The organism is Aeromonas sp. JL9 (assembly GCF_024436075.1).
Taxonomy (GTDB): Bacteria; Pseudomonadota; Gammaproteobacteria; order Enterobacterales; family Aeromonadaceae; genus Aeromonas; species Aeromonas veronii.
Window position 1 is genome coordinate 1 of record NZ_JANFNV010000008.1, and the last position, 26,205, is coordinate 26,205.

Here is a 26,205-nt window from a genome sequence, read left to right on the forward strand (position 1 = left end):
TCCACCTTGCGTTACTGACGCTGGCTTGCGCCGTGATCTGCTCGCGCTTCGCTGAGAGGTTTTGTTAGCGGCTCTAATACCGATCACCTTGCCATCAAAATCCATCCAGACCTCGCCACTGCCCAGCATGATGCCGCGCCAGCCCATGGTCTGCCAATCCTGCCCGACCCGGGATGTAGCGATGCTTGTTAAAATGACGTCATCAAATACCTCGTCAAAACGGGTCAGCATCTCCGCCGGGGTTTTGATGGCAGGAATGGGATACTCCTGCTTGAAGGGATACTTCATCTGGTTGGCAAGGGCCTGATGATCCCGGGCTTCTGCCGCATCGACCAACTGCTGCACAAAGGGGCGATATTCGGCCGGCAACTGCTCCTCATCGGCTGATACGGGAAGTGCGACCCACAATGTTCCCAGCAGCAACGCAGCCCATAAGCCATAACGCCCCTGCTCTCCTTTGTTATTGCGGCTAAACAGTGCCCTGACATTCCATTTTGCCACTTTCATTCTGCCTGCTCCCCACATAACTAAAACGGCCAGCCACTATCCGCAAACATTAGCTGGCGGACTTGAGAGATTTTTTAACGTGTTTGAGTGCCATCTGCCGCTTGAGCGGTGACAGGTAATCAATGAACAGGTTGCCATCCAGATGATCAATTTCATGCTGCATGACAATGGCCAAAAAATCGCTGCTCTCGATGGTGATCGGATTGCCTTTTCGATCCAGTGCAGATACCACCACCGAGCTGTAACGCTCGACATCCGCGTAATAATCCGGCACGGAGAGACAACCCTCTTGTCCAAGCACCTTTTCAGTACCGCTTATCACTTGTGGATTAATCAAAACCAGCGGCTGATCCCTGCTCTCGGACAAGTCGATAATAACGACTGCTTCTTTGCGCCCGACTTGAGTCGCGGCCAAGCCAATCCCGTTTTCCGTCGCATACAGGGTCTCCAGCATGTCATCGATCAGCCCCTGTACGGCAGCGATATCCTCAACCCGCTCGGCCTTGAGCCTCAATTTGGGGTCGGGAGCCGTCAAAATATTCAAAATTGCCATCACAACTCTCCATTAACCACTTTTTTCAATCCGAGGTCACAGCCCAACGGCCGGGACATGGAGACAAACTCTTGATCCTCTTCGACCACGTTGTAACCAAGGCGCTCATAAAACCGTATCGCCCTACGGTTCTCTGTGAAGCTGGACAAGGTGACCCGGCATTTGCCCTCACGCTCAGCCTCCTGATGCAGCCGTTCCATCACGGCAGCGCCAAGATGTCGCCCCTGATACTGAGGGAAAATGATCAGCAGATGAACATGCTGGGCATCCTCATATGGCTTGCTACATAACAGACCAATTCGCTCTCCCCCATGCTGGATCCACGAAAACCATTGCGGCAGATAGGAGCTGGCTAGCCGTTCGCGTTGAAATTGGTCATCCCAGCCAAAGAGCGACTCAACATAGGGAAAAATCCCCTGTTTCACGGCAGTAAAGACCTGCTCAAATTCACTCTGCGGTACATCTACAAGCTCAATACCCATTCTCGTCCTCCCTGCCCACCTCATATCGACGCGCTGATGGTCAGCACCATCGTTTGGTATGCCTTCCTGCGATAGCAGGTTATACCACTACCACTGAACTTGAGCCCAAATTAAATTCTCATTTGGATATCTTATCCGTTAACAGGAAGATGAAAACATCTTGGATATAAAGAGGAGAGATTAATTAAAAATCAGAGGATTAGTAGATGCAGGCTGGCAAAAGACTGGCGTGATAACTTGCTTGAAACGCATCTTATCTCGCACTTGAGATATGAATAAAAAATCGGCCCCCCTGGCCCGAATGGATTAAGAGTAGCTGACCTCATCCAGGAAAATAAGCTGCAGTGGCTCTGCAAGCAGAGACTCAGCCTGCGCGGCAAAGGCCTGAAAATAGTCAGTCTGACAATGGCTATCCAACGCGGCTTGGCTGACGAATGCCTCACGCATGTAAAAGGTGCCTGGCTCATCCCGCGATTCAAACAGCACATAGTCCAAGTTACCCGGTTCGTGCCGAGTAGGCTCAATAAGCTTGATCAACTCCCGGCGCAGCTGCTCCCTCATACCGGCTCTAGCTTTAAGCACTGCGATGGACACCAGTTTCTCTTCATTCATCTTCATCTGCTCCGTTATCAGATCAACCATTCAAGTATTTCGATTGGGTGTACCTCTTGGATACGGAGCAGTGTAAGAGGGCAGACTTGCAGGATATAGCCATACAGAACGGACACTCTGTTCACGCCACTGAACAAGTGGACTGCTAGAGCACCTCTATTTTTACTTTGATAATCCCGTCGCTAATATTGCCGATGGTGCTAAAGGCCGATTTGGAGAGATCGATAATACGCCCTTTTTTAAAGGCGCCACGATCATTGACCTTGACTACCACGCTCTTGCCGTTGGCGAGGTTGGTGACCCGCACCATGGAGCCAAAGGGCAATTCCATATGGGCGGCGCTATTGAGGTTGTTGCGATAGAGCTCGCCGCTGGCGGTCTTTTTGCCGTGATAACGGTCGGCATAATAGCTGGCATAGCCGGTCTCGCTATAGCCGCGCCAGCTGCCGACGTGGCTCTCGTCATAACGGCTGCTACAGGCCGCCAACAGCAGGCAAAGAGATAACAGCAGCCCTTTCTGGATATGTTGCACCTTTCCCCCCTCTCCTCTCTTCTTCTTTCCACTCTGCGCAATTTTTCTTCTTCGATACGGCCGGTGACGCTGGCGACACACTTGCAGGCGGGAGCTCTCACCTTGCCATAGCTCCAAGGCACTCACCATGTTACTCGCCTTGTTGTCAGGCAGCAGCGACGGTGCGGCTACTTTGCCATATCTTCCATGTAAAAAGGGAGGCAAATGCCTCCCTTTCAACTAGTTACCGGTCATCCCGTGTCGGATGGGCCAGAGACTTCTCAGGCAATCAGCTTGTCATCGGCAAAGCCGAAGCCACGCAGGCCGACCACATGCACATGCTCGTGCTTGCCCTGTACCTTGCGGATGAGCTTGTAGGTGGTGCCCTTCTCGGGACTGATGTTCTCGGGCGCCGCGATAAGCAGCTGCATATCCTGCCGCTCGCACAGCTCGAACAGGGTGGCGATGGATTTGCCATCCAGACGAGCCGCTTCGTCGAGGAACAACAGGCGGCACGGGGCGATATCCTTGCCGCGCAGACGGCGGGACTCCTCCTCCCAGCTGATCAGCACCATCAGAAGGATGGCCTGACCGGTACCGATCGCCTCGCCGGTGGAGAGCGCACCGCTCTCGGCACGCAGCCAGCCATCGGCCCCGCGCTGCACCTCGATCTCCAGCTCCAGATAGTTGCGATAGTCGAGCAGTACGTCGCCCATCACCTGATAGCTGCGATCCCCCTGCTCTACTTGCGGGTTCAGGCGCTGGAACAGCTTGGCCATCGCCTCGGAGAAGCTGAGCTCCTTGTCGGCGAACAGATCGTTGTGCATGGCAGTTTGATCGGCCAGCGCTGTCAGCAGACGGGTATGGGCCTCGCGGATATTGACGTTGAGGCGCACACCGCGCACCAGACCAAAGGCGATATTCTGCAAGCCCTGGTTGAGCACCCGGATGCGGTTCTGCTCGCGGCGGATGATGTTGGTGATCTTGGCCGCCACCTCGTGGGAGGAGAGCGACAGGTGGGTTTCCCGCTGCTTGAGCTCGTCAGCCAGACGCGCCAACTCGATCTCCATCTCCTCGATCGCCTCAACCGGATCATCGGAGCGGATGATGTCGTTGCGGATGCGATCCTTGAGGTAACGGTAGACCTGCACGTAGAAGGCCACTTTCTGCTCGGTGCTGCGATTGCCCTCGGAGAGACGCAGCGCATCGCGCAGGGCCTCGTCGTGCGCCACCGCCACCCGCAGGGCGCCGAGGGCCTTGTCCGACATGGAGCGCAGCTCGTCGCTGTCCAGATACGCCAGCTCGCGCTTATTTAAACGCTTCTCGACGTCGGTCTCCCGCGCCAGCCGCACCACCCGCGACCAGCTCGCCTTGTGGCCCACCAGGGATTTACGGGCGCTGAAGTAATCCTTGCCTTCCAGCTTGAGACGACCACCGAGGGATTCGATCTCGCGCTTGGTCACCTGCAACTGGGCCTCGGCGCTGGTGCGACGGGAACGGGTGCGGATCAGCAGCTCTTCAATCTCTTTCTTGTGGGCGCGCGCCTTCTCTTCCATATCGTCAGACAGGGTCAGCCCCATGGCCGCCAGCTCCTGCTCGAACTCGGTCAGGGTCTGGCGCTTCGCCTCGACGCTGGAGTTCAGCGCGGTGCGCAGTTGCAACGCCTCGGTGTGACGCTGGGCAATCTGCTTGTGCTGCTCGCCGGCAGTGCGGGCAGCCAGCTCGGCCGCCTTAAGCTTCTCTTTGAGCCGCTCGCTCATCTCGGACGCCTTGCCCAGCAGGTCTTGCGCATCCTGATAGGCAAAGTGCGGCAGGCGGGCCACCAGCTGATCGAGAGCGTAGCAACGGCGCTTCTGCTCGGCCAGCAGGTCGCTCACCTCATCATAGGCAGCCTGCAGCGCGGCCAGATCCTGCGGATCCTGACGCAGCACCTGCACCATGGTTTCCAGTTTTTCCAGCGATTTCCCGTGTTTGGCGATAAAGGCTTCGGCCTGCTTCAGCGCTTCCACATCGGCGTGTGCCGCCTCGAGGCGAGCCGCCAAATCGGCTTCGGCAAACAGGTGGGCAAACGGCAGCATCCCCTGCACCAGCTGGATATGGCGGGTCAACTGGGCGGCCGCAGCTTTGGCTTCAGCCAGCTGCTTGTCGCACTCACCGATGGCCCCTTGCAGCGCGCGCAGTTCGGCCTGCTTGGCCTGCACTTCGGCTTCGGGGTCGGGGCGGAAGGCGATATCCAGATGCTGGCCGATAAAGTCGCGGAAGTGACCGTAGAGACGGTGGTACTTCTGCTGCTCGAAGGCCGCCTTGGCGTAACCCTCGATCAGCCCTTCGCGTTCAAGGTCGAGCTGCTCGATCCGCTTTTCCCGGGCGGCGCGACCAAACAGCGGCAGTTCGGGGTAGCGGGAGAAGCGCACCTGACGCTTGCTGGTGCGCACCAGCACGGCGTCCCCCAGCTCGTCCGCTTCCACCAGATCCTCGTCAAAGGAGTCGGGGTTGCCCTGAATCAGGTAGATATCTTCCGGGCAATCTTCCAGCTTTTTCAGCCGCTCGATGGCGCCTTCGAGGTCGAGCACCACCAGGGCGCTGCGAGCCGGGCCGTAGAGCGCGGAGTAGTAAGGGGCATCGTCGATGGATATATCGTCATAGACATCGGAGAGCAGCACGCCCCCCACCTGCTCGGCGATGCGGGCAAGACGGGGATCCGCCTCGCCGGCCCCCAGCTGCAGATTGCGAATTTGCAGCTCCAGCGCCTGTTTCTGCGCCGCGATGCGATTGCTCTCCTGCTCGAACTCGCGCTCCTTGTCGAGCACAGTCTGCATACCGGCCGAAAGCTCTTCGGCGGTGGCGAGCGGCAGCCCACTCTGCTCGCGCAATTGCTCGAGTTTTTCAAAGGATTTGAGCCAGCGCGGGGCAAGCTTGGTGAGCTCCGCGATATCGCGGCCGAGCTGAGTGCCCTGATGCTCGAGGCTGGCGCGGCGCTGATTGACTTCAGCCTGCTGCTCGGAGAGCTCCTCCTGACGGGAGCGCTGAGCTTCGAGGAAGATCTCCAGCTCATCGCTGCTGGCAATCAGCTGGCCAGAGGCCTGCTGCAGCTCGTCACGCAACTTGAAGAGACTCTTCTGGCTTTCGCTCTCTTTCTCGAGGCGAGCCAGCGCGGCGCGCAGCCCCTGCCCCTGGGCGATACGGGCCTTGTCTTCGATATGACGCTTGAGCAGCGCCTGCGCGGTGGGCCAGGCGGCCTCGCGCACTGTTTCCGGAGCGATGCTGAGCAGCAGTGCCAGTGCCGCTTCGTGCTCGGCCACTGCCGCCTTGGCCAGTGCCAGCTGTTGCTCGGCCCCCAGCACTCGGCTGGTGAGGCTCTGCTCGGCTGCGCGGAACTGATGCAGGGTGTCGCTCGCCTGTTCGGCGGTGAGCCCCGGCAGCTCGCACTGCTCTCGGGCTGCATCGAGGGCCAGCACCGCCTGACGGTACTGGATGGCGCGGGTCTGCTGGATATCGAGCGCCTGCTGATAGTCGGCCAGCTGGGTCTTGAGGCTGTCGACTTCTGCCTGCGCCAACTCCTTGCGCTCTTCCACCTCCAGCAGCTGGCTGTGGATCTCTTCCACTACCGCCTGCTGCTGCTCGAGTTTGTCAGAGAGATCCGCCAGATCGGCGCGGTACATCTCGATCTTCTTCTGCAAGCTGACAGCCGCCATCACCTTGGCCAGATGCTCGGAGGCAGACTCCAGCTCGTCGGTCAGCAATTTTTCGCGGTTGGTGAGCTGCTCCACCTCGTCGGCCAGATAGATGGCGCGCTGTTTCTCTTCGGCCAGAATACGGCGCTTGTCGGCCAGCTCCTGGCGCGCCTTGAGGGCCAGCTCGGAGAGGCGGCTCTTCTCGGCGGCATTGCGCACATAGTCAGCGGCCACATAGTGGGTGGTCTCGGTGATCAGGTTCTTGAACAGATCCCGCTGACCCTGGGTCTCCTTGATGGCCTCCAGCGTGCGGCGGTTTTCATAGATGGCCGCCTCCATGTCTGCAAACGCCTTGCGCACCCCGGAGTTCTCCGGCAGCAGGTATTCACGCAGAGAACGGCTGATGGACGAGGAGATGCCGCCGTAGAGGGATGCCTCGATCAGGCGATAGAACTTGCCGCGATCTTTTTGATCACGCAGTTTCTTCGGGGTGATGCCGAACTCGAACATGAAGTTGTGATAGTCGGTCACCGTATTGAACTTGGCGACTTTCAGCGCCCCCAGCTCGGCGGCCGCCCCTTTCAGGTCGGTAAAGGCGCGCACCCGCCCCTTGCCGCCATCGAGCTTCTCCAGCAGCAGATCGGTCGGAGCCAGATTTTCCGGCACATCCACCAGCGCAAACGGGGTGATGTTGACCTTGTTGTCGCGGTTGGCCACCTGCTCGAGGTGGACGCCGACCCAGATCCGCTGTTCGCGGCTGTTCATCACTTCCAGCAGGGAATAGCAGTGGCCGCGCTGCAGCTTGCCGTAGAGTCCCTTGTCACGGGAGGCGCTGCTCGATCCCGCTTCCGTGGTATTGCGGAAATGGAGCAGTGACTGGTCGGGGATGAGCGCCGCGATAAAGGCCGCCATGGTGGTGGACTTGCCCGCGCCGTTGCCGCCAGAAAGGGTAGTGACCAGCTGGTCGAGATCGAAGGTCCGGGCAAAGAAGCCGTTCCAGTTGACCATGGTCAGGGATTTGAACTTGCCTCGCACCGGTTATACCTCCAGATCCAGTTGTTCTTCATCGAGATCCGCCTCGATGTCATCAAAGAGCGAGTCGCTGCTCGGCATTTCGTCGTCGTGGAAGATGGCTTCACCCTCCTGGATCATCCGCAGCTGAACGGCGCGCGGATCTTCATCGGAACGCACGTCGGCGGCGAAACGGAACACCGATTCGTTGACCCGGAATTTATCTCCGTTGCCAAGAGCGGTGATCATGCCAAGGCGGCGCAGACGGCGCATGGAGGTACGGATCTTTTCGAGCAACTTCTTCTTGTCGAGATCGGTACCGCCGGAGCGGCTGTTGACCATCCGCAGCAGCTGCTTCTCGTCGGCGAGGCTCAGCACCTCTTCCTGCAGCTCGGCCATGGCGAATACCCCTTCCGAAGCCAGACGATCCGGGCTCAGGTAGAGGTAGCAGAGCACCTTGCCCACCAGCATATCGAGCTCGGAGAGCACAGTGGTGCCGATGTCGGAGCTCGGGCGCGGACGCAGGTAGAAGAAGCCTTCCGGCGCCTTGATCAGCTCCACCTGATAGCGGCCGTAGAAGATCTCCAGCTCGCTGTGATATTCGACCAACGCCGAATGCTGCTCGAACTCGTCGGCACTGATGTGGCGACCGGAGCGCAAGGCGGTGTCGATGCGCGGAAACAAGGGGTTGGCAATCGCCTCTGCAAGGCGCAGCGGCAAGGGAAACTCAGTATTGATCAATGACATAGGCCTGAACCTTGGATCCAGCTTGGTTAATGGGTTTCCATGCGGGTTGGCGATGCAGCTCGCGCTCGCCGCTGGCATGGCCCAGGCGCACGGCCTGGTCGATCAGAAGACGCGCCACATCGAAGTGGGCATGGGCCGGGTAGTCCAGCAGGTATTCGCGCAGCACATCGGCCAAGTCCAGCTGTTGCCCCTGCTCGGGGTAGCGGGCCAGATAGCGCTCGATGCGCTCGGCCAGCTCCTGGTTGATGTCCACCATCTCGACGTACTCCATCTCGAGGGGCACCTCACCGGTCACCTCCTCGTCGTGGATGGCGATGGTCTCGTCGCGCAACTCCAGCAGACGGGGCTCTTCGGCCACCCGCAGCTGCCAGTTGTGCTGCTCGAAATTGCGGATGGACTCGCGCAGCCGCTGGCTGAAGGCACGGTTCTTGTCCATGTCGATGGCGTTGCGGATAAATTTGTGGACGTGTCTGTCGTAGCGGGACCAGAGCTCGATGCACTGCTGACCCCAGCTGGTGATGACGTCAAGGCGCCCCTGCAAGGCGTGAGTCAGCTCCTCGACGTGAAACAGGTCATCGCGCCCCTGCGCCGCTTCCTGAATGTTGAGCAGCCCCGCCTGCAGGCGGTGGCCGGCAGCGTCCAGGGTATCCTGCAGCTCGCGCAGGGTCTGGCCGGTCTCGTGCAGCAGCTTTTCGCAACTGTGAATGGCATCGACCCAGTTCTGGGTCAGCAGGGCCGCAATCTCGCTTTTGACCTGATTCTGCTGCTCATCCATGGCGCGCTGGGTGAGATCGATCCGCCCCAGCGTCTCTTCCAGCGAGAAGGTGAGGCGCGGCAGCACCTCGGCATCCCACTGCTCGCGGGTGTTGGTCTCGAGCGCCGCCTTGCGGGCGGTGTCGAGCTCGGAAGCCAGGTGCTCGAGCAGAATGGAGAGCTTGATGGAGTCAACCTGACGCTGATCCATAAAGAAGTCGACGATGCTCACGCCCAGGCGAGACAGGCGGTAGAGGCTCTCCCCCGCCACCATGTCGGTGTTGAAGCGCGACAGCAGCTGCTGGCGAATGAGATCGTTGATGGCGTTGTTGGCGCGACCGGTGAGGGTCTCGTCCATCTGGCCGAAGGCGCTGCTGACATAGCCGAAGGCATCGTGCAGCGCCGCTTCCGACAGGTCCGACTCATCTTCGGACAGGGTCTTGATTGCAATCAGAAAGGCCAGCCGGTCGGTTGGCAGGCTCAACGCCAACCCCTCCTGCCTGACCCACCCTACTAGCTCCGGCAAAGAACGCTCTGGCAGGGTACGGGATGTACTCATCATGATGTTGTCATCTCGTTGTTGTATTGGGCGCAAAATCGTGCCCGCGGCTACATCCGGTAGCATCGAAAACATGGTTCACATCGACGTGAACAGCGAGCAATCAGCTGGCCGGCTTCTGGGCCATCACATGGATATAGCGACCGAGGGAGACAAAAGGCTCCTGACGGCAATATTGCTGCTCCATGGCCAGCAGATCGTCGAACTTCTCCACCTGATCCTGCTTGTGACGCATATAGTCGTGGATCACCCGCACCCCGGTCTTGCCGATGATGCGCAGCCCCCCGCGACCAATCCAGTCATAGACCTGCTCCGGCAGCTGCGGGTTGGTGGGCGTAAGCGCAGTCTGGCGCTTCTTGCGAAGGCCAAGGCGCACATAGTCAAAATTGCCCACCACCAGGCTCTGGAACAGCAAACCATGACGGTTGTAGAAAAGCAGCGACAGTATGCCCCCGGCATTGACGAAAGGGAACAGACCCAGCAAGGTCTGGCGCGGCTCGGCAAGCCACTCCAGCACCGCATGGCAGAGCACCAGATCAAAGGTCCCGGTCACGTGTTGCTTCAGATCCTGAATGGGGCAATGGATGAGACGGATTTTGTCTTCCAGCCCCTTCTCGGCGATCTGGCTGCGGGCCAGGTCCAGCATTTCTGCTGACAGATCGCACAGCTCCACCTGATGGCCCATGGCCGCCAGCTTCTGGGCGAAATAGCCAAAACCGCCCCCCGCATCGAGGATGCGCAGCGGTCGGTTGCCAAGGCGGGCCAGGCAGGCTTCGATGTCGCTCCAGACAATGGTGGTGCGGATGCGCCCCTTGGTGGAGTCGTAAATGTTGCGGGCGAACTTGTCCGCGCGCCCGTCAAAACTCTGATCGTGCTTCAAGGAGAAACTCAACATTAGCGCCACAGGGTTGTGGCCATCCCAAAAAAGAGAGGTATTCTGTCACATCCCGAATTTGCTGAAAACTCAAGGAAGTGTCTGCCGTGTTTGTGCTCAAAAAGTGGCTTGGTCAACTGTTGATGCCGCTCCCCTTCTCCCTCTCCCTGCTGCTGATCGCCCTGCTGCTGCTCTGGTTCACCCGTTTTCAGAAAGCCGGCAAGCTGCTGGCCACTCTCTCGCTGCTCATTGTGGCGCTGATGGGGATGCGGCCGATGAGCTATGAACTGGCCCGCGGCCTGGAGCAGACCTTCCCGCCATTCGAGGTAAGCCAGCATCCAAACATCGACGCCATCGTGGTGCTCGGCAATGGCCATGTCAGCGATCCGGCGGTGCCCGAGCGCTCCTGGCAAAACAATATCTCGCTGGCACGGACTCTCGAAGGGGTTCGCCTCGCCCAGGCCTATCCCGAAGCCGAACTTGTTTTCTCCGGCTATGTGTCGGGGGATACCCTCTCCAATGCCGAGGTCAATGCCCGGATGGCCGAGAGCCTCGGCATTCCCCGTTCGCGGATGACGTTGTTTGAAAACAACAAAGACACTCATGATGAGGCGGTCAGTATCAGTCGTCACCTAAAGGGAAAAGAGGTGGCGCTGGTCAGTTCTGCCACCCACCTGCCACGCGCCATGGCCCTCTATCAGGGTCAGGGACTCAAGGCCGTGCCGGCCCCCACCGATTACACCGCCAAGCAGAGCCAGGTACCCCAGCCGCTCTACAGTTATTTACCCAAAGGGCGTTATTTGATGTATTCCGAAGCTGCCATCCACGAATGGATTGGGGTATGGTGGGCTCGCTTGCGGGGGCAGGTTAACGAATGAGCGATCAAGCGTTTCATTCCTGATTTGGATCAGGAAAGCGAAAAAAAATTACGTCATTTGCCGCCGGGTCAGCTATCTTGGGCTCGGTTCAATTCATATAATGTCGCGCAATCAAATGCCTAGGAGATATACAAGATGAGACAGCACCTGGTAATGGGTAACTGGAAACTGAACGGCACCAAAGCTTCTGTAGAAGCTCTGATCAAAGGACTGACCCCGGCTGCTGCCGCTCATCCTTCTGTGCAAGTCGCCGTCTGCCCGCCGGTTATCTTTTTGGGTCTGGTTGAGCAACTGACCGCTGGCAGCACGATTGCCTACGGTGCCCAGAACGCTGACGTTCACGAGTCTGGTGCCTTCACCGGCGAAAACGCCCCCTCCATGCTGAAAGCCTTTGGTTGCACCTACTCTCTGGTCGGCCACAGCGAGCGTCGTACCCTGCACGCAGAGACTGACGACGTGGTTGCTGCCAAGTACGAAGCGATCCAGAAAGGCGGCCTGATCCCGGTTCTGTGCATCGGTGAAACTCTGGAGCAGTTCGAAGCCGGCGTGACCAAGAACGTAGTTGAGACCCAGCTGAAAGCTGTTATCGACCGTTGCGGCATCGCCTCCTTCAACAACGCCGTTATCGCTTACGAGCCGGTATGGGCCATCGGTACTGGCAAGACTGCCACTCCGGAGATCGCTCAGTCCGTTCACGCTCACATCCGTCAGTACCTGGCCGGTTTTGATGCCGCCGTTGCTGCCAAAGTACAGATCCTGTACGGCGGTTCCGTCACTGGCGCCACTGCTGCCGACCTGTTCGGTCAGCCGGACATCGACGGTGGCCTGGTCGGTGGTGCGTCCCTGAAAGTGGACGACTTCTCCCAGATCATCGCTGGCGCTGCCAAGTAATCGCTGATTACGGCAAAGAGAGGGGCTCGTCCCCTCTCTTGTATCGCTTTTCCTATGGTGGCCCCCGCATCCCATATGAAAGCCGATATAGTAAAAGTGGCTTGTCTATTTAAACATTCGTATTTGACAACTCAGATCCAGAGGCACTCATGACCAAACAAATCAAACGTATTGGTGTTTTGACCAGTGGTGGCGACGCACCGGGTATGAACGCAGCCATTCGCGCCGTGGTTCGCGCCGGTTTGCATCATGGCCTGGAAGTTTACGGTATTTATGATGGCTACCTCGGTCTGCACCAGGATCGCATCGTCAAGCTGGAGCGTCACAGCGTCTCCGACGTGGTGAACCGTGGTGGTACTTTCCTCGGCTCCGCCCGTTTCCCTGCTTTCAAAGACCCCGCAGTGCGCGCCGAAGCGATCGAAAACCTGAAAAAGCACGGTATCGATGCGCTGGTCGTCATCGGTGGTGACGGCTCCTACATGGGTGCCAAGAAGCTGACCGAAGAGGGTTTCCCCTGCATCGGCCTGCCGGGCACCATCGACAACGACATCGCCGGTACCGACTTCACCATCGGTTTTGATACCGCTCTGAACGTGGTGGTTGACGCCATCGACCGTCTGCGCGACACCTGCAGCTCCCACCACCGTATCTCAGTGGTCGAGATCATGGGCCGCCACTGTGGCGATCTGGCCATGTCTGCCGCCGTTGCCGGTGGTGCCGAGTATGTGATCGTGCCGGAAGTAGCCTTCGACAAAGAGAAGCTGCTCAAGCAGATCAAGGAAGGCGAAGCCAAGGGCAAGAAGCACGCCATCATCACCATCTGCGAGCATGTGACCGACGTGAACGCTCTGGCCAAGGACATCGAAGCCCTGACCGGTCGTGAAACCCGCGCCACCATCCTGGGCCACATCCAGCGTGGCGGAGCACCGACTGCTCGTGACCGCATCATGTCCAGCCGTATGGGGGCTTACGCCGTTGAGCAGCTGCTGGCTGGTCACGGTGGTCGCTGCGTCGGTATCCAGCGCAACGAGCTGGTACACCACGACATCATCGACTGCATCGAGAATATGAAGCGTCCGTTCGATCAGGAGCTGTACAACCTCTCCACCACCCTGTTCTAAGCCTCGCGGCTTTTTACCGGCTGTTGATGACAAAAACCCTCCATCGGAGGGTTTTTTAATATCTTGCAAAAACTGGTGCATCCTCACGCTGTGTGCCCCTCACCATACGGGTTGCCTGATTCCCAACCCTTGCGCCATCAGACAGATCACTAGCCTTCCCCTCCTCACACCAACCGGCATCAGCCTACGACTACGAACAGAGTTCCGGTATCGTCGTGGATGTGTTTTATTACTGCGAACCGGATTGCGTTGACCTGCGCTCTGTCGCCCCTGAAACGAGCTTGTTCAGCCTCCTCGTCATACGCCGCTTTTTATATCTCAATCTTGCAGAAGGGATTCAGATATCTTCCCCAACCATGCTCCGGCCCTGCTTTCGTATTACAAGCACATGACTCACGCAGATTCACCGGCTACACAAATCGCTACTCGCGCCCAGCCCAGCCCAGCCCAGCCCAGCCCAGCCCAGCCCAGCCAGAGAGTACGCCTCTGGCCTATTGCGCACCTCACTCTTGCTGCGGCCATGTCTATTCCGAGACCGACGGGAAAATTGGCGGTGATAAAACAGCCAGCTGCTACTCTGTATCACCCCGATGCACGGCTCTCCTCCCTATGAACCCATTGTAATGCTGTAAAAATGCGGAGAATCCGGACTGATAAAGTGATGGTACGACAAGGGTTGGCAACCAGATTGTCTCCATAGACTTCTATTGGATGGGCTATCTACGTCAGGAATCGTCAAATCATTGCCTCACACACTTTTTATGACCTTAATGACGCTATTACGAGGAGGAAAACTTATAAAATGCCATTTGAGCCCCATACAAAACCCATTACCAAGCCAACCGATAACACACCAACCAATTGAATTTAAATGAAATATTCATAAAAACAGAATCTTGAATGCCTAACATGCCATAGCAGGTGATAAAATCAGCTCAACATTACAAAAATAGCCATCTCAACCAACCTAACAAACAAAGAAGCTGTTTTATCAACTTACACCTTGTTTTACCCCCTTGTTATGGTATCTTGACTACATCAACCAACAACTTAGGGAGAGAAAAATGAAAGAGTTTGTCGTTACTGCCGTTTTTACGGTGTTTTTCACCCTGGTTGCTGTCTCTCTGCCCTCACTGTCACAGTTCTGAGCCGGATAGAGAGGCATCAATCCGGACCGACCCTCTTTGTCATGTCTGTTTAATCGCCACCAACTGGCGCTTTTCAGTAATAATGCCGAGATGGTCAACATAGATATGATTTCATCACGTTGACGCTGTTTCTTTCGCCACAAGGGTGTAACCAGGATGGTTTAACCATATGGCCTGATGGAGTAGAACCAGCAGCAGATCATATCCGAGGGGAGCAAGGCTCCCCTTTTTGTTACCCCCCGTTTGACAATCCCCTACCCCGACATCTACGACAGGCCGGTTGACGCCACACGGCCCATGCCCACAACTGATGTTTTCCCCTCCTGTACTCTCCATTCAACACAGGTAAATCCGTCAGCAATCTCTTGTGCACACCTTTGCTCTGATACTTGTCTGGCAGATATAAAAAAGCCCCCGCCATCATGGCAGGGGCTCGCGTTACGCAGTGTCAGCTTAGGGCTGTTACATCTCAGCCCAGTTCAAAGCAGTTATGCCTTGTTCCAACGCTGTGGGTCATATTCCGGGCTGAAGCGGTCAACAATGACAGCACAGGCCGCATCGCCGGTGATATTGAGGGAGGTGCGGATCATATCGAACAGTCGATCCAGCGCGAACAGCAGCGGCAACCCTTCGATGGGGATCCCGGCCGCCAGCAGCACTGCAACCACCAGGAAGCTTGGGCCCGGCACACCGGCCTGGCCGATCGCCCCCAGAGTGGAGGTCACAATGATGGCTGCCCAGGCACCGACGCTCAGATCGATGTTGTAAACCTGCGCGAAGAAGATGGCGACCAGACCGTAATAGATGGCGTTGCCACTCATGTTGATGGTGGCACCCAGCGGCAACACGAAGGAAGCGGTCGCGTTGGTCACTTTCAGATCATGCTCGCAGGTCTCCATATTGACCGGCAGGGTCGCCATGGAAGAGGCGGTGGAGAAGGCCACGATCTGTGGCTTCTTCATGGCAGAGAGGTACTTCATTACCGGCGTGTTGGAGAACATCATCACCAGCAGCGGGTAGACCACAAAGCCGAAGATGAGAATGGCAGCCACATAAACCACGAACAGCTTGAGCACCAGGGTCAGCACATCGAAGCCATAGGTACCGATGGCTTCCGCCATCAGACCGAACACCCCGAGCGGCGCGATGATCATCACCTTGTTGATCATCCAGACGAAGGCATCCACCAGGGTATTGAGCCCATCGACCAGTGGCTTGGCCCGCTCGCGCGGCTGTTTGGCCAGCGCAATGCCGAGGAACATGCAGAACACCAGGATCTGCAGGATGTTAGCCTCGTTGAGGGAGTTGAAGACGTTGGTGGGGATCATGCCAAGCAAGGTGGCGACTGCATCCGGCAGCGCCCCTTTATCGGCGTAGTCACCACCAAACATGGAGGCGACGGAAGCGAAATCGACCCCGACACCCGGTTTGAAGATCTGCCCCATCACCAGTGCCAGCAACACGGCCAACGCTGAGGTCACGAGGAAGAAAGCCAGCGTAGCCGCACCGATCTTGCCCGCAGCCGGGCTGGCGCCCAGATTGGCGGCGCCGGAGAGGATGGCAACCGCCACCAGCGGGATCACCAGCATCTTGATCAGCTGGATAAACAGGGTACCGAGCGGTGCAAACACGGTGGCTTGTTCACCCATGAACGCGCCGACCACTGCGCCCAGTACCATGGCGACCACAACCTGGAAGCCGATGTTTTTAATGAGTCCTTTAGTTAACACAATATGTTCCTTTATGTAGCAAAATTCACACTTTTCCCAGTGCAATTAACCAAACAGGGGAATGAGCGGCTGCCCATTCCCCTGTTTGCGCGTGTTATCTCACATTTAATTGCTGTTTTAAATCAGCAAATCATTAACCTTGGCTATTAATAAGTTTGCGAAAAAGTGAAGATTCAAAGCGGTCTCGGCGATTTTTACCTCATCCCCCATGACAACTGGCAAAAGATTGTGCTAGTTTGGCTGCACAAACGTACACACAGGGATGTAAAGATGCTGAAAGTTAACGAGTATTTCGACGGAAATGTAAAATCCATCGGTTTTGAGCAAAAAGGCGAGAAATCAACCGTCGGGGTGATGAACGTCGGTGACTACCTGTTCAACACCGCCGCCCCCGAACGGATGACAGTGATCAAGGGCGCCCTCACCATCCAGCTGGCTGATGAAGATGAGTGGCACACCTACAGCCAGGGTGAATCCTTCCTGGTGGCCGGTCACTCCTCCTTCAAACTGGAAGTGAAAACCCCCACAGCTTATCTGTGCGAATTTCTCGACTGATCAGGCCGGTTGAAGGGGATCAGCCCCTTCAACCTTATTGGCCCCCCAGCCCCATTATCTGTGTCCATGTCACAGCACCGCACATCCCCGCTTCCTATCCATGGCAAAAATCCTAGAATAAACAGACATAAACCATCACCGGATTGATGTCATGATCAGCGTGTTTGACCTGTTTTCCATCGGAATTGGCCCCTCCTCTTCCCATACCGTCGGCCCCATGCGTGCCTCTTATGCCTTCGTCCAGCAGCTCAAGCTTCAAGGGCATCTGCCACAGGTCACGCGGGTCGAAGTGGAGTGTTACGGCTCGCTGGGCCAGACCGGCAAAGGACACGGCACTGGCAAGGCGATCATTCTGGGGTTGTCGGGCTTTGAACCGGAATCGGTCGATATCGATGCGATTCCCGCCATTCTGGCTCAAGTGGAAAATGAGCAGAGCCTGCAGTTGGCAGGCGAGCAACCAAGCCATTTTCCCCGCACCGGTGCCATCATTTTCAACCGTCGCAAAACCTTGCCGGCCCACACCAACGGCATGACTCTGCGGGCCTTTGATAAAGAGGAAAACCTGCGCTTCAGCCAGACCTACTACTCCATCGGGGGCGGCTTCATCATTGAAGAGAGCCACTTTGCCACCGCCAAAGAAGAGGCTGCCAAGTCCGATGCCGAGCACCCTGTCCCCTACCCGTTCGACAGCGGGGCCCAACTGCTGGCCCACTGTCAGGAGAGCGGCCTCTCCATCTCGGGGCTGATCCTCGCCAATGAGCGGGTATTTCGTAGCGATGAGCAGATAAAAGCGGGGCTGCGCAAGATCTGGCAGGCGATGCAGGGCTGCGTCGAGCGAGGCTGCAAGAGCGAAGGGGTGCTGCCGGGCGGCCTCAAGGTTCGGCGCCGCGCCCCGGGGCTGTTCCGCCAGCTAAGCTGCGAGACCAACTTCAACAAGGATCCGCTGATGGTGATGGAGTGGGTCGACTTGTTTGCGCTGGCCGTCAACGAGGAGAACGCCGCCGGTGGCCGGGTGGTGACCGCCCCCACCAATGGCGCCGCGGGCATCATTCCCGCCGTGCTGCACTACTACGATCGCTTCGTCCACAAGGTGGATGACGAGACGCTGATCCGCTACTTCCTCACCGCGGCTGCCATCGGCATCTTATATAAGAAGAACGCCTCCCTCTCCGGCGCCGAAGTGGGTTGTCAGGGAGAAGTGGGAGTCGCCTGTTCCATGGCGGCTGGCGCGCTGACCGAACTGCTGGGTGGCAGCCCGGCCATGGTGGAGAACGCCGCCGAAATAGGCATGGAGCACAATCTCGGCCTCACCTGCGATCCCATCGGCGGACTGGTGCAGGTGCCCTGCATCGAGCGCAACGCCATGGGGGCGGTCAAGGCGATCAATGCCGCCCGCCTCGCCCTGCGCGGCACCGGCGAGCACAAGGTGTCGCTCGACAAGGTGATCAAGACCATGTGGGAGACCGGCAACGACATGAAGACCAAATACAAGGAGACAGCCCGTGGCGGCCTCGCCGTTAACATTACCGAATGTTAAAAAACGGCAAATGACTCCATTTGGTTCCGAAATGCCCGGCATCGCCGGGTATTTTTATGGGCAAACGCTTAACAAAATGGATAAGCACAAAAATAAATTTTATACTCGCGCCTCAGATTCAACAAAAATAGATCTATTTCAACTTTTTTTAGGTCTGGAGCCGTTACACTACGGTTATCTGGTTCTGTGACCTGCGCTGACAAGCGCGTTCCATGGATCTCCCAAATTTCTGTGAGTGGGCATGCCGCCCCCTTCTACCCTGAGGTAATAGTGACATGATCAGCGTTTTTGATATCTTCAAAATCGGTGTAGGCCCCTCTTCTTCCCACACTGTTGGCCCGATGAAAGCGGCCAAACAGTTTGTTGACGAGCTGCGCGCGGGCGGCAAGATCCGCGATGTAACCCGGATCAATGTCGATGTCTACGGCTCCCTCTCCTGGACTGGCAAAGGCCACCATACCGACACTGCCATCATCATGGGCCTGGCTGGCAACCTGCCGGAAAATGTCGATATCGATGCCATCCCCGAGTTTATCTCCCGTGTTGAGCAGACCGAGCGCCTGCCGATCGGCCTGCACTGCCACACCGTCAGCTTCCCGCGTGACGCCATGGTATTCCACGACGAAGCCCTGCCGCTGCACGAAAACGGCATGAAGCTGACTGCCCTGATCGAAGATGAAGTGGTTTACAGCAAGACCTACTACTCCATCGGTGGTGGCTTTATCGTTGACGAAGAGAACTTCGGCAAGGCTGACAGCGGCGACATGTCCGTACGCTATCCGTTCAAGAGCGCCGCTGAGCTGGTTGCCCATTGCAGCCAGACAGGTCTCTCCATCTCTGCCCTGATGATGGAAAACGAGAAGTGCTTCAACACTCCGGAAGAGATCTACAAGAAGTTCGGCAAGATCTGGAACACCATGCGCGAAGGTATCGAGCGCGGCTGCCGTACCGAAGGTGTTCTCTCCGGCCCGCTGCGCGTCCCCCGTCGTGCCGCGCCGCTCTACCGTCAGCTCAACACCAACGAGAACCTCTCGAGCGATCCGATGAACATCGTTGACTGGGTCAACATGTTCGCTCTGGCCGTGAGTGAAGAGAACGCTGCCGGTGGCCGCGTGGTCACTGCACCGACCAACGGCGCTGCCGGTATCATCCCAGCCGTACTGGCTTACTACGACAAGTTCATCCAGCCGGTTGGCCGCGACGAGTACACCCGTTTCTATCTGGCTGCAGGTGCCGTCGGTATCCTCTACAAGATGAACGCCTCCATCTCCGGCGCCGAAGTGGGCTGTCAGGGTGAAGTGGGTGTCTCCTGCTCCATGGCCGCTGCCGGTCTGACCGAGCTGATGGGCGGTAGCCCGGAGCACGTCTGCGAAGCCGCCGAAATCGGCATGGAGCACAACCTGGGTCTGACCTGTGATCCGGTTGCCGGTCAGGTACAGGTGCCTTGCATCGAGCGTAACGCCATCGCAGCCATGAAGGCAGTCAACGCCTCCCGTATGGCCCTGCGTCGTACCTCCAAGCCGCGCGTCTCTCTGGACAAGGTGATCGAGACCATGTACATCACCGGCAAGGACATGGACTCCAAGTACCGTGAAACCTCCCGTGGCGGTCTGGCCATCAAGGTGATGCAGGTTGCTTGCGAATAAATAAGGGTTGCGACCCTCATCTGAACAAAGGCGGGATATCCCGCCTTTTTTATTGCCCGAATGGGATGCAGGGCACTTATACCGGCATACCGACCATTTCACTGTAGGGCGTTGCTGATATACCCCTGCTACGCCACCACAATGCGGATTGCCTTGTCTAAATGCCTCTCTAATTACATCCCTTGATTAACTCTTCTCAATGCATTGAAAGGGACATTACGCCCCAACATGAAACCTTTACCCGCTATCTTGCCCCGGTCACGATTCCACAACTAATCGATATCGAGATGGCCCCTCAGCTCAATCCCCTCCACTTTGGGCATACCCTTGTTTGGCAAGACGCGGTTACCACTCCCCCTGCGGATTATCACGCCGCCACATTGATTTCCACCTATGTGGCACTTTCGTGATCAGGGCAAACAATCAAGCACACAAACAGGGGGTTAGCTCATCATTTTGGCCACAGCGCATCGCACAAACTGGTTTTAGCATCGTTATCACCGCCCTCTTTACGCGCCCTTTGATGGACAACTCATCACGCAGTGGAGGCCAAAAAAGCGCCCAAGGAAGAGGCTGAAAATAATCGATGAATGAGCCAATAGCGTTGAAATGGAGGATATGAGCGGGCGCCACTCGCTATTTTTGTGAGCGCCAGCAAAGGTTGAGGATATGGTGTTGGGAGCAGATTGACTTTCTATTTAAACAGCGAAAAGTGAATATCACCAAAGGGAGGGTTTAATTTGGCCAGATCCTGTCACGGGATTATCGCAAGCTACCTCACCGGGGCCGGAATGCGTCATGCAGAGTCACAAAGAATTAGCCCCGCTGGGCAGAACGCACCACGGGGCTGGATATTCAGGATGGTTTTTTCAGGCTGGCCTTGTGCTGCTCCAGCAAATTCTCAGGGGGCGGCGGCACCTGCAGGTAGAACCCCTGCTTGGTCAGCGCGGCCATCACCTTGCCGGCATCAGCCAGCCCCAAGGGCTTGGCCGGATCCAGCTTGGTCATCAGCACCAGCTCGGGACGCCCGAATGCGCTCAGCAGTGGCTCGGGAACGCGGGAGAAATCCTCTCTTTTTTCAACAAAAAGGTAGGTCTCGGCTTTTTTGCGACTTTTATAGACTGCACACAACATGGAAATTGATATAATCCGACGAGTTTATTGCCTCTGATGGGGGCAAACTATAACATCAGGAATTGAATAACAATAACGGATTAGCATCTCTGCCTCGGGGAAGATTCATGGTTGAGCGCGATAACGAATTGAAAGGGACCACCTTCACTATTTCTGTGTTGCATATCAGCGATGGCGAGCCTGAGCGGATACGTCAGTTGTTGGCCGAAAAAGTGGCCCAGGCACCCTACTTTTTTAATTGTGCGCCGCTGGTGATCAATGTTTCCCGACTGGAACATATTCCCGATTTCGAACAGCTCAAGGAGCTGGTGGAGTCCGAAGAGTTTGTGCTGGTCGGCATCACGGGGGCGCGCAGTGAAGAGATGAAGACGGCCGCCAAGGCGGTGGGACTGGCCGTGATGGCCTCGGGCAAGAGTCGCAAGAGCGAACCGGAACCCGAGCCTGCCCCCGCGCCAGCCGCCCCTGAGGTGGTTCCCGAGCCCGAACCCGCCCCCTTGATCCCGAGCAAGGTACATGTGGGACCGGTTCGTTCCGGCCAGCAGATTTACGCCGCCGGCACCTCGCTGGTGGTGCTGGGGTCCGTCAGTCCGGGAGCCGAAGTGCTCGCCGACGACAGCATTCATATTTATGGCACCCTGCGTGGCAGAGCCATTGCCGGTGCCCGGGGCAACACCCAGGCCCGGATCTATTGCCAGCAATTACAGGCCGAGCTGCTCTCCATCGCGGGCACATTCCAGCTGAGCGATGCATTGCCGGCAGACCTGATCCAGCAACCGGTACACGTCCGGCTGGACAACGAACAACTCCGAATAGACCGTATCAAATAGAGTTACAAGGAAGCGAGAATGGCGCGAATCATAGTCGTTACATCGGGTAAAGGTGGCGTTGGCAAGACCACAACCAGTGCGGCCCTGAGCACCGGCTTAGCCCAGCGTGGTCACAAGACAGTGGTCATTGACTTTGACATCGGTCTGAGAAACCTGGATCTCATCATGGGCTGCGAGCGGCGCGTGGTGTATGACTTCGTCAACGTCATCAATGGGGAAGCAAACCTCAATCAGGCGCTGATCAAGGACAAACGCTCGGAAAATCTGTTTATCCTGCCCGCCTCCCAGACCCGGGACAAAGATGCCCTCACCCGTGAGGGGGTCGAGAAGATCCTGGATCAACTGGCGGAGATGAAGTTCGATTACATCGTCTGCGACTCCCCGGCGGGGATCGAGGCGGGCGCGCTGATGGCGCTCTATTTTGCCGATGAAGCGATCGTCACCACCAACCCGGAAGTCTCTTCCGTGCGTGACTCCGACCGCATCCTTGGCATCCTGGCCTCCAAGTCCCGCCGCGCCGAGCGTGGCGAAGACCCCATCAAGGAGCACCTGCTGCTGACCCGCTACTGCCCGACCCGCGTCAACCGCGGCGACATGCTGAGCGTGCAGGATGTGCAGGAGATCCTGGCCATCCCGCTGCTCGGGGTGATCCCGGAGTCCCAGGCGGTGCTGCGCGCCTCCAACTCCGGCGAACCGGTCATTCTGGACAAGGAGTCCGATGCCGGTCAGGCCTACGAAGATGCGGTGTCCCGCCTGCTGGGCGATGCCAAGGAATTTCGTTTTCTGGAAGAAGAGAAGAAGGGCTTCTTTAGCCGACTGTTCGGGAGTTAAACATGTCATTATTGGATTATTTTCGTTCCAACAAGAAACAGAACACCGCACAACTGGCCAAAGAGCGGTTGCAGATCATTGTTGCTCACGAGCGTTCATCCAGAGGGGGGCCGGATTACCTGCCCCAGCTCAAGCAGGATATCCTCGATGTGATCCGCAAATACGTCAACATTGATCCGGAGAAGATAACCGTCCAACTGGATCAGAAGAGTGATGAGCTGTCGGTACTGGAGCTCAACATCACCTTCGCCGATGACAAGAAGGGATGAGCTGACGCCCTATGCGTGACCCCTTCCCCCAATGAAGACCGGATCCTGTCACTGGATCCGGTTTTTTATTGGCACAAAAACAGGTCACAGCGGCTCGCCTCATCTCGCCAAGGGGTCTGCCGACCGCTAGAATAGCGCCGCCCCGCAGGCAGTGATCTGCGCGGCACCTTTTTCTCTTTTCTGGAACAGACCGCTTATGTCTATGAATGACGAAATGCACAGCGTCGAGGAACTGCTCGATACCGCCCTCGAACTCTTTATGGAGCTGGCCTCTGACAACCTGCCGGAGCAGGAGATCATCCGCTTCAATCAGGAGTTCAACGATCGCGGCCTGCTGGCCGAAACCGATCCGGCCGATGACTGGGAAGCGGACGTGGGTTTTGCGGTGAGCGACACCGACTATGCCGAGATCTGGGTCGGCCTTGGCAACGAAGAAGAAGAGTATGAGCACCTGTTTGCCCGCATGCTGCTCTCCCGCCGTGTTGACGAGAAGTTCTGCCACATCGAATGGCTGCCCCAATAATTCCGGATCCCGATGATCCCAGCCACTATCAGTGGGAGTCTGACCCTGACGCCGTGGCCCCTGAGCGTCCATCTGCATCGTTTGGGCGCCGGGTGTTGAGGTGGGCAGGCAAGATCGCGCTGGCCGGGCTGCTCTGCTCGGTCGGCTCGGTCGCCTTGCTACGTTTTATCGATCCGCCGATGTGGAGCTGGCGTATCGAGCGGGCCCTCTTTCCGCCCGCCAAGATCACCCAGGTGCGCCATCAATGGGTAGATCTGGAGTCCATCTCCAAGGAGCTGCAACTGGCGGTGATTGCCGCCGAGGATCAGCGCTTTGCCGATCACAACGGCTTTGACATGGATGCCATCAACGCCGCGCTCAAGCACAACCAGCACAGCGAACGGGTGCGCGGTGCCAGCACCCTCAGCCAGCAGACCGCCAAGAACCTCTTTATGTGGAGTGATCGCAGCTTCCTGCGCAAGGGGCTGGAGGCCTGGTTTACCCTGCTGATGGAGCTGGGCTGGGACAAGGCCCGCATTCTCGAGGTCTATCTCAATATCGTGGAGTTCGGCCCCGGCATCTATGGCGCCGAAGCCGCGGCCCGCACCTACTTTGGCAAACCGGCCAGCCGCTTGACCCGCTACGAGTCATCACTGCTGGCCGCCGCCCTGCCCAATCCGTGGCGCTATCGGGTCAAGCCCCCGTCACCCTATGTGCAGAAGCGTTCGGTCTGGATCCGCCGTCAGATGGGGCAACTGGGCCAGATCACGCTCAATCGGGTGCATCAGGCCGACTGATCCTCAGGGCTCATCGGGTTTCTCCGGTGGGCCCAGATGACCGCCCACCGTCTCGCGGTGAAGCGGCAGATAGTGCCACCACCAGGCCTCGCGCCGTCGCTTGATCTGTTGCCGCCGTCCCCGCTGCTTCATCCCCTTACTCCCTGCCAGATGATCCGCGCCTTAACCATACTCCCCCAACGGCAACTTGGACAGGTCAGGCACGCCCGGCGCACTGGTCTGGCCGCCACAGCCAATAATTGTTACAGTAGCGAACCTCGATGTATCTGGAGTGATTTCATGGAACAGCGTACCCCGGATCAGCTGGTCGAATGGGCCTATGATCAGTTTCTTGAGCAGGCCGCCGATATGCTGGCCCCCGAACAAATAGTCGACATCACCCTGGAGTTTGAGCAGCGTGGCGCCGTGGAGGCGACTCTGCCCAATGCCGACTGGTCGACCGAGCTGGGTGAGCCGGTCGATATGGAGCGCTGGGTCGAAGTGTGGGTCGGTTTGCTGGATCATCAGGATGAGTTTGAGGTGATCTTCGCCACCTTCCTGCTGCCCCGTCTGCTGACCGAAGATCAAGTGCATGTGCGCTGGCATCGCCAGCAGCAGGCATAAAAAAGGCGCCATCGGCGCCTTTCTTGTTTCTATTTTCACTTAATTCAGTTCTCTGCTAATCCTGCGCCGCGATGGCCTTGGCCAGACAGCGGCGGCACCAGCAAGCGCTGGCCTCCTGCATCGGCAGTACTGGCAACTGGCTGCACCAGCACTGCGCAATGGTCTGACCGGCAGAGACGGCGCAATAGGCCGGTTCGCCACAACCCGGACAGCGGTGGGTGCTTTTCGAGCCATCCAACTCGGCCATCACCGCCAGCTGGGCCTTGCTATCCATCGCCGACCAGTGGCCGATCTCGCTCAGGGTGCGGCCACAACCAAGGCAAAGCCCATCTTTCGCCTTGCAGAGGCCAACACAGGGGCTCGGCATCTTATTCGCTATCCTGCGCCTGCTCGCCTGCTTGTACCTGCGCGGCACCGGCGTCGGTCAAGGTAATGGCGTTATCTTCGATGACAATCTTGCCCTGCTTGTAGAGGCCGCCGATCGCCTTCTTGAAGGTGCCCTTGCTCATGCTGAACAGCTTGTAGATGAGCTCGGGTTCGCTCTTGTCACCCACCGCCAGACTGCCGCCCTGCTTTCTCATCCGGCTCAGAATGCGCTCACCGGCATCATCGACCCGCGCCAGACCCGGCTTTTGCAGGGTCAGATCGAGCTTGCCATCTTCGCGCACCTGCTTGACCCAGGCGGTTTGCGGCCGACCGGTCATCACTCGGCCAAACACTTCGTTCTTGAACAGCATGCCGGGATACTGACCGTTGACGATCACCTTGATGCCAAGGGGCGAGTGCTCCCCCGGCAGCGCGGTCACTTCGTCACCGACCTTGAAGTTGCTGCCGGCCGGGGTCAGGAAACGCTCGATGCGGCTGGTGCCGACCATGCGCCCTTCGTTATCCAATTGCAGACGCACCAGATAAACGTGGCCCACCTGCATCGGCTTGTTCTGCTCGCGGCTGGGCACAAACAGATCCTTTTTCATGCCCCAGTCGAGGAAGGCACCAATCTTGTTGGCATTGACCACTTTCAGACCGGCAAATTCGTCCACCATGGCAAATGGCTTGTCGGTGGTGATCACCGGCTCGCAGTCGGCATCCAGATAGAGGAAGACCTGCACGCTATCCCCCTCTTTCACCCCTTCCGGCAGTTGACGCTTGGGCAGCAGCAGTTCACCGTACTCATCGGCCGCAAGCCAGGCGCCACGGTCTTCGAGTTCAACAACGGTGAGGGTGTTCATCTTGCCAATCTGTATCATGGTGCTCTCTTTTTTCATTACCCGGATGGGCCAACTGAACATGGCCCCTATGGGCGCGCATGTTACCTCAAGAGCGGTGATCCGGCCTAGTCCCCAAGCCACCACGAGCCGCCCTTTCGCCCCTATCTTATCCGCCAATGGTGATTAAATCGCCAAACAGGCGGCCATTTGCTGCAAATAACCCCACTTTTAGGTAGACTTCGCGG

25 protein-coding genes and 1 pseudogene are annotated in these 26,205 nt (G+C 57.6%); 12 read left to right on the forward strand and 14 right to left on the reverse strand.

Going from position 1 to position 26,205, the window contains the following annotated elements; genetic code table 11:
* The 9 genes and pseudogenes from NOM06_RS08145 to cmoM form a co-directional block, all read right to left on the reverse strand.
* A pseudogene (locus tag NOM06_RS08145) lies at positions 1–507 on the reverse strand (hypothetical protein); the annotation flags it as partial.
* Between the two features lie 49 nt (positions 508–556).
* On the reverse strand, positions 557–1,060 hold the full coding sequence (gene def, locus NOM06_RS08150) for a peptide deformylase (protein ID WP_245132615.1): 504 nt from the start codon (positions 1,058–1,060) through the stop codon (positions 557–559).
* Positions 1,060–1,542 (reverse strand): N-acetyltransferase, encoded by a 483-nt coding sequence (locus tag NOM06_RS08155; RefSeq protein ID WP_245132613.1) that lies wholly within the window; start codon positions 1,540–1,542, stop codon positions 1,060–1,062. The genes def and NOM06_RS08155 overlap by 1 nt, the downstream gene beginning before the upstream one ends.
* 306 nt (positions 1,543–1,848) lie before the next feature.
* Positions 1,849–2,160 (reverse strand): putative quinol monooxygenase, encoded by a 312-nt coding sequence (locus NOM06_RS08160; RefSeq protein WP_255911008.1) that lies wholly within the window; start codon positions 2,158–2,160, stop codon positions 1,849–1,851.
* A gap of 139 nt (positions 2,161–2,299) precedes the next feature.
* Positions 2,300–2,686: a septal ring lytic transglycosylase RlpA family protein gene (locus tag NOM06_RS08165; protein WP_255911010.1), complete on the reverse strand. Its 387-nt coding sequence runs from the start codon at positions 2,684–2,686 to the stop codon at positions 2,300–2,302.
* Between the two features lie 260 nt (positions 2,687–2,946).
* Positions 2,947–7,374 carry a chromosome partition protein MukB gene (gene mukB / locus NOM06_RS08170; RefSeq protein ID WP_255911012.1) on the reverse strand — a complete coding sequence of 1,476 codons (4,428 nt, stop codon included), beginning with the start codon at positions 7,372–7,374 and terminating at the stop codon, positions 2,947–2,949.
* Between the two features lie 3 nt (positions 7,375–7,377).
* On the reverse strand, positions 7,378–8,097 hold the full coding sequence (gene mukE / locus NOM06_RS08175; protein ID WP_005345759.1) for a chromosome partition protein MukE: 720 nt from the start codon (positions 8,095–8,097) through the stop codon (positions 7,378–7,380).
* A complete protein-coding gene (gene mukF / locus NOM06_RS08180; RefSeq protein ID WP_064335976.1) occupies positions 8,078–9,412 on the reverse strand; it encodes a chromosome partition protein MukF in 1,335 nt (444 codons plus the stop codon). Before mukF ends, mukE begins: the two co-directional genes overlap by 20 nt.
* Positions 9,413–9,512: 100 nt before the next feature.
* Positions 9,513–10,289, reverse strand: coding sequence for a tRNA uridine 5-oxyacetic acid(34) methyltransferase CmoM (cmoM, locus tag NOM06_RS08185; protein ID WP_151285951.1), 777 nt, complete (start codon positions 10,287–10,289; stop codon positions 9,513–9,515).
* A 101-nt stretch (positions 10,290–10,390) separates the two neighbouring features.
* On the opposite strand from cmoM, the gene elyC reads away from it, so the two are divergent.
* From elyC to pfkA, 3 genes are all read left to right on the forward strand, one after another.
* Positions 10,391–11,161 (forward strand): envelope biogenesis factor ElyC, encoded by a 771-nt coding sequence (gene elyC / locus NOM06_RS08190; protein ID WP_255911014.1) that lies wholly within the window; start codon positions 10,391–10,393, stop codon positions 11,159–11,161.
* Positions 11,162–11,296: 135 nt separating this feature from the next.
* A complete protein-coding gene (tpiA, locus tag NOM06_RS08195; protein ID WP_255911016.1) occupies positions 11,297–12,052 on the forward strand; it encodes a triose-phosphate isomerase in 756 nt (251 codons plus the stop codon).
* A gap of 149 nt (positions 12,053–12,201) precedes the next feature.
* A complete protein-coding gene (pfkA, locus tag NOM06_RS08200; protein WP_005336840.1) occupies positions 12,202–13,173 on the forward strand; it encodes a 6-phosphofructokinase in 972 nt (323 codons plus the stop codon).
* 1,636 nt (positions 13,174–14,809) lie between these two features.
* Here the strand turns inward: pfkA and NOM06_RS08205 are convergent.
* Positions 14,810–16,051, reverse strand: a complete 1,242-nt coding sequence (locus NOM06_RS08205) for a dicarboxylate/amino acid:cation symporter (RefSeq protein WP_005352303.1) — start codon at positions 16,049–16,051, stop codon at positions 14,810–14,812.
* Positions 16,052–16,321: 270 nt separating this feature from the next.
* On the opposite strand from NOM06_RS08205, the gene NOM06_RS08210 reads away from it, so the two are divergent.
* From NOM06_RS08210 to NOM06_RS08220, 3 genes are all read left to right on the forward strand, one after another.
* A complete protein-coding gene (locus tag NOM06_RS08210; protein ID WP_167556500.1) occupies positions 16,322–16,606 on the forward strand; it encodes a pyrimidine/purine nucleoside phosphorylase in 285 nt (94 codons plus the stop codon).
* A gap of 151 nt (positions 16,607–16,757) precedes the next feature.
* The gene (locus NOM06_RS08215; protein ID WP_108541206.1) at positions 16,758–18,143 is read left to right on the forward strand and encodes an L-serine ammonia-lyase; all 1,386 of its coding nucleotides are present in this window, start codon (positions 16,758–16,760) and stop codon (positions 18,141–18,143) included.
* 275 nt (positions 18,144–18,418) lie between these two features.
* Positions 18,419–19,789 carry an L-serine ammonia-lyase gene (locus NOM06_RS08220; protein WP_005336844.1) on the forward strand — a complete coding sequence of 457 codons (1,371 nt, stop codon included), beginning with the start codon at positions 18,419–18,421 and terminating at the stop codon, positions 19,787–19,789.
* A gap of 855 nt (positions 19,790–20,644) precedes the next feature.
* Here the strand turns inward: NOM06_RS08220 and NOM06_RS08225 are convergent.
* Entirely contained in the window at positions 20,645–20,923 is a 279-nt protein-coding gene (locus tag NOM06_RS08225; RefSeq protein WP_255911018.1) for a YcgL domain-containing protein, read from the reverse strand.
* 107 nt (positions 20,924–21,030) lie between these two features.
* Between NOM06_RS08225 and minC the strand changes: the two genes are divergently transcribed.
* The 5 genes from minC to mtgA all read left to right on the forward strand — a co-directional run bounded on the left by minC (position 21,031) and on the right by mtgA (position 24,149).
* Positions 21,031–21,750: a septum site-determining protein MinC gene (gene minC, locus NOM06_RS08230; RefSeq protein ID WP_255911020.1), complete on the forward strand. Its 720-nt coding sequence runs from the start codon at positions 21,031–21,033 to the stop codon at positions 21,748–21,750.
* An 18-nt stretch (positions 21,751–21,768) separates the two neighbouring features.
* Positions 21,769–22,581 carry a septum site-determining protein MinD gene (minD, locus tag NOM06_RS08235; RefSeq protein WP_005336847.1) on the forward strand — a complete coding sequence of 271 codons (813 nt, stop codon included), beginning with the start codon at positions 21,769–21,771 and terminating at the stop codon, positions 22,579–22,581.
* 2 nt (positions 22,582–22,583) lie between these two features.
* Positions 22,584–22,850, forward strand: a complete 267-nt coding sequence (gene minE / locus NOM06_RS08240) for a cell division topological specificity factor MinE (protein WP_005336848.1) — start codon at positions 22,584–22,586, stop codon at positions 22,848–22,850.
* A gap of 196 nt (positions 22,851–23,046) precedes the next feature.
* On the forward strand, positions 23,047–23,373 hold the full coding sequence (locus NOM06_RS08245) for an HI1450 family dsDNA-mimic protein (protein ID WP_255911022.1): 327 nt from the start codon (positions 23,047–23,049) through the stop codon (positions 23,371–23,373).
* Complete coding sequence (mtgA, locus tag NOM06_RS08250) at positions 23,358–24,149, forward strand: monofunctional biosynthetic peptidoglycan transglycosylase (RefSeq protein WP_255911024.1); 792 nt, start codon at positions 23,358–23,360, stop codon at positions 24,147–24,149. The genes NOM06_RS08245 and mtgA overlap by 16 nt, the downstream gene beginning before the upstream one ends.
* A 3-nt stretch (positions 24,150–24,152) precedes the next feature.
* Here the strand turns inward: mtgA and NOM06_RS08255 are convergent, their stop codons facing one another.
* A complete protein-coding gene (locus tag NOM06_RS08255; protein ID WP_019445852.1) occupies positions 24,153–24,281 on the reverse strand; it encodes a hypothetical protein in 129 nt (42 codons plus the stop codon).
* A 147-nt stretch (positions 24,282–24,428) separates the two neighbouring features.
* Here NOM06_RS08255 and NOM06_RS08260 point away from each other — a divergent pair, with 147 nt between their 5' ends.
* Complete coding sequence (locus NOM06_RS08260) at positions 24,429–24,752, forward strand: HI1450 family dsDNA-mimic protein (RefSeq protein WP_005336851.1); 324 nt, start codon at positions 24,429–24,431, stop codon at positions 24,750–24,752.
* 55 nt (positions 24,753–24,807) lie between these two features.
* Here NOM06_RS08260 and NOM06_RS08265 read toward each other — a convergent pair whose 3' ends face one another.
* Both NOM06_RS08265 and NOM06_RS08270 read right to left on the reverse strand, forming a co-directional pair.
* Positions 24,808–25,119 carry a DUF1289 domain-containing protein gene (locus tag NOM06_RS08265; RefSeq protein WP_108614012.1) on the reverse strand — a complete coding sequence of 104 codons (312 nt, stop codon included), beginning with the start codon at positions 25,117–25,119 and terminating at the stop codon, positions 24,808–24,810.
* Between the two features lies 1 nt (position 25,120).
* On the reverse strand, positions 25,121–25,999 hold the full coding sequence (locus NOM06_RS08270; RefSeq protein WP_255911026.1) for a S1 RNA-binding domain-containing protein: 879 nt from the start codon (positions 25,997–25,999) through the stop codon (positions 25,121–25,123).
* Positions 26,000–26,205: the final 206 nt, after the last annotated feature.

What these genes read in the sequence shown, in the direction of transcription:
- def (WP_245132615.1), bottom strand. Translation starts at nt 1,060, where the DNA reads ATGGCAATTTTGAATATTTTGACGGCTCCCGACCCCAAATTGAGGCTC.
- NOM06_RS08155 (WP_245132613.1), bottom strand. Translation starts at nt 1,542, where the DNA reads ATGGGTATTGAGCTTGTAGATGTACCGCAGAGTGAATTTGAGCAGGTC.
- NOM06_RS08160 (WP_255911008.1), bottom strand. Translation starts at nt 2,160, where the DNA reads ATGAAGATGAATGAAGAGAAACTGGTGTCCATCGCAGTGCTTAAAGCT.
- mukE (WP_005345759.1), bottom strand. Translation starts at nt 8,097, where the DNA reads ATGTCATTGATCAATACTGAGTTTCCCTTGCCGCTGCGCCTTGCAGAG.
- mukF (WP_064335976.1), bottom strand. Translation starts at nt 9,412, where the DNA reads ATGATGAGTACATCCCGTACCCTGCCAGAGCGTTCTTTGCCGGAGCTA.
- tpiA (WP_255911016.1), top strand. Translation starts at nt 11,297, where the DNA reads ATGAGACAGCACCTGGTAATGGGTAACTGGAAACTGAACGGCACCAAA.
- pfkA (WP_005336840.1), top strand. Translation starts at nt 12,202, where the DNA reads ATGACCAAACAAATCAAACGTATTGGTGTTTTGACCAGTGGTGGCGAC.
- NOM06_RS08210 (WP_167556500.1), top strand. Translation starts at nt 16,322, where the DNA reads ATGCTGAAAGTTAACGAGTATTTCGACGGAAATGTAAAATCCATCGGT.
- NOM06_RS08215 (WP_108541206.1), top strand. Translation starts at nt 16,758, where the DNA reads ATGATCAGCGTGTTTGACCTGTTTTCCATCGGAATTGGCCCCTCCTCT.
- NOM06_RS08220 (WP_005336844.1), top strand. Translation starts at nt 18,419, where the DNA reads ATGATCAGCGTTTTTGATATCTTCAAAATCGGTGTAGGCCCCTCTTCT.
- NOM06_RS08225 (WP_255911018.1), bottom strand. Translation starts at nt 20,923, where the DNA reads ATGTTGTGTGCAGTCTATAAAAGTCGCAAAAAAGCCGAGACCTACCTT.
- minC (WP_255911020.1), top strand. Translation starts at nt 21,031, where the DNA reads ATGGTTGAGCGCGATAACGAATTGAAAGGGACCACCTTCACTATTTCT.
- minD (WP_005336847.1), top strand. Translation starts at nt 21,769, where the DNA reads ATGGCGCGAATCATAGTCGTTACATCGGGTAAAGGTGGCGTTGGCAAG.
- minE (WP_005336848.1), top strand. Translation starts at nt 22,584, where the DNA reads ATGTCATTATTGGATTATTTTCGTTCCAACAAGAAACAGAACACCGCA.
- NOM06_RS08245 (WP_255911022.1), top strand. Translation starts at nt 23,047, where the DNA reads ATGTCTATGAATGACGAAATGCACAGCGTCGAGGAACTGCTCGATACC.
- mtgA (WP_255911024.1), top strand. Translation starts at nt 23,358, where the DNA reads ATGGCTGCCCCAATAATTCCGGATCCCGATGATCCCAGCCACTATCAG.
- NOM06_RS08255 (WP_019445852.1), bottom strand. Translation starts at nt 24,281, where the DNA reads ATGAAGCAGCGGGGACGGCGGCAACAGATCAAGCGACGGCGCGAGGCC.
- NOM06_RS08260 (WP_005336851.1), top strand. Translation starts at nt 24,429, where the DNA reads ATGGAACAGCGTACCCCGGATCAGCTGGTCGAATGGGCCTATGATCAG.
- NOM06_RS08265 (WP_108614012.1), bottom strand. Translation starts at nt 25,119, where the DNA reads ATGCCGAGCCCCTGTGTTGGCCTCTGCAAGGCGAAAGATGGGCTTTGC.
- NOM06_RS08270 (WP_255911026.1), bottom strand. Translation starts at nt 25,999, where the DNA reads ATGATACAGATTGGCAAGATGAACACCCTCACCGTTGTTGAACTCGAA.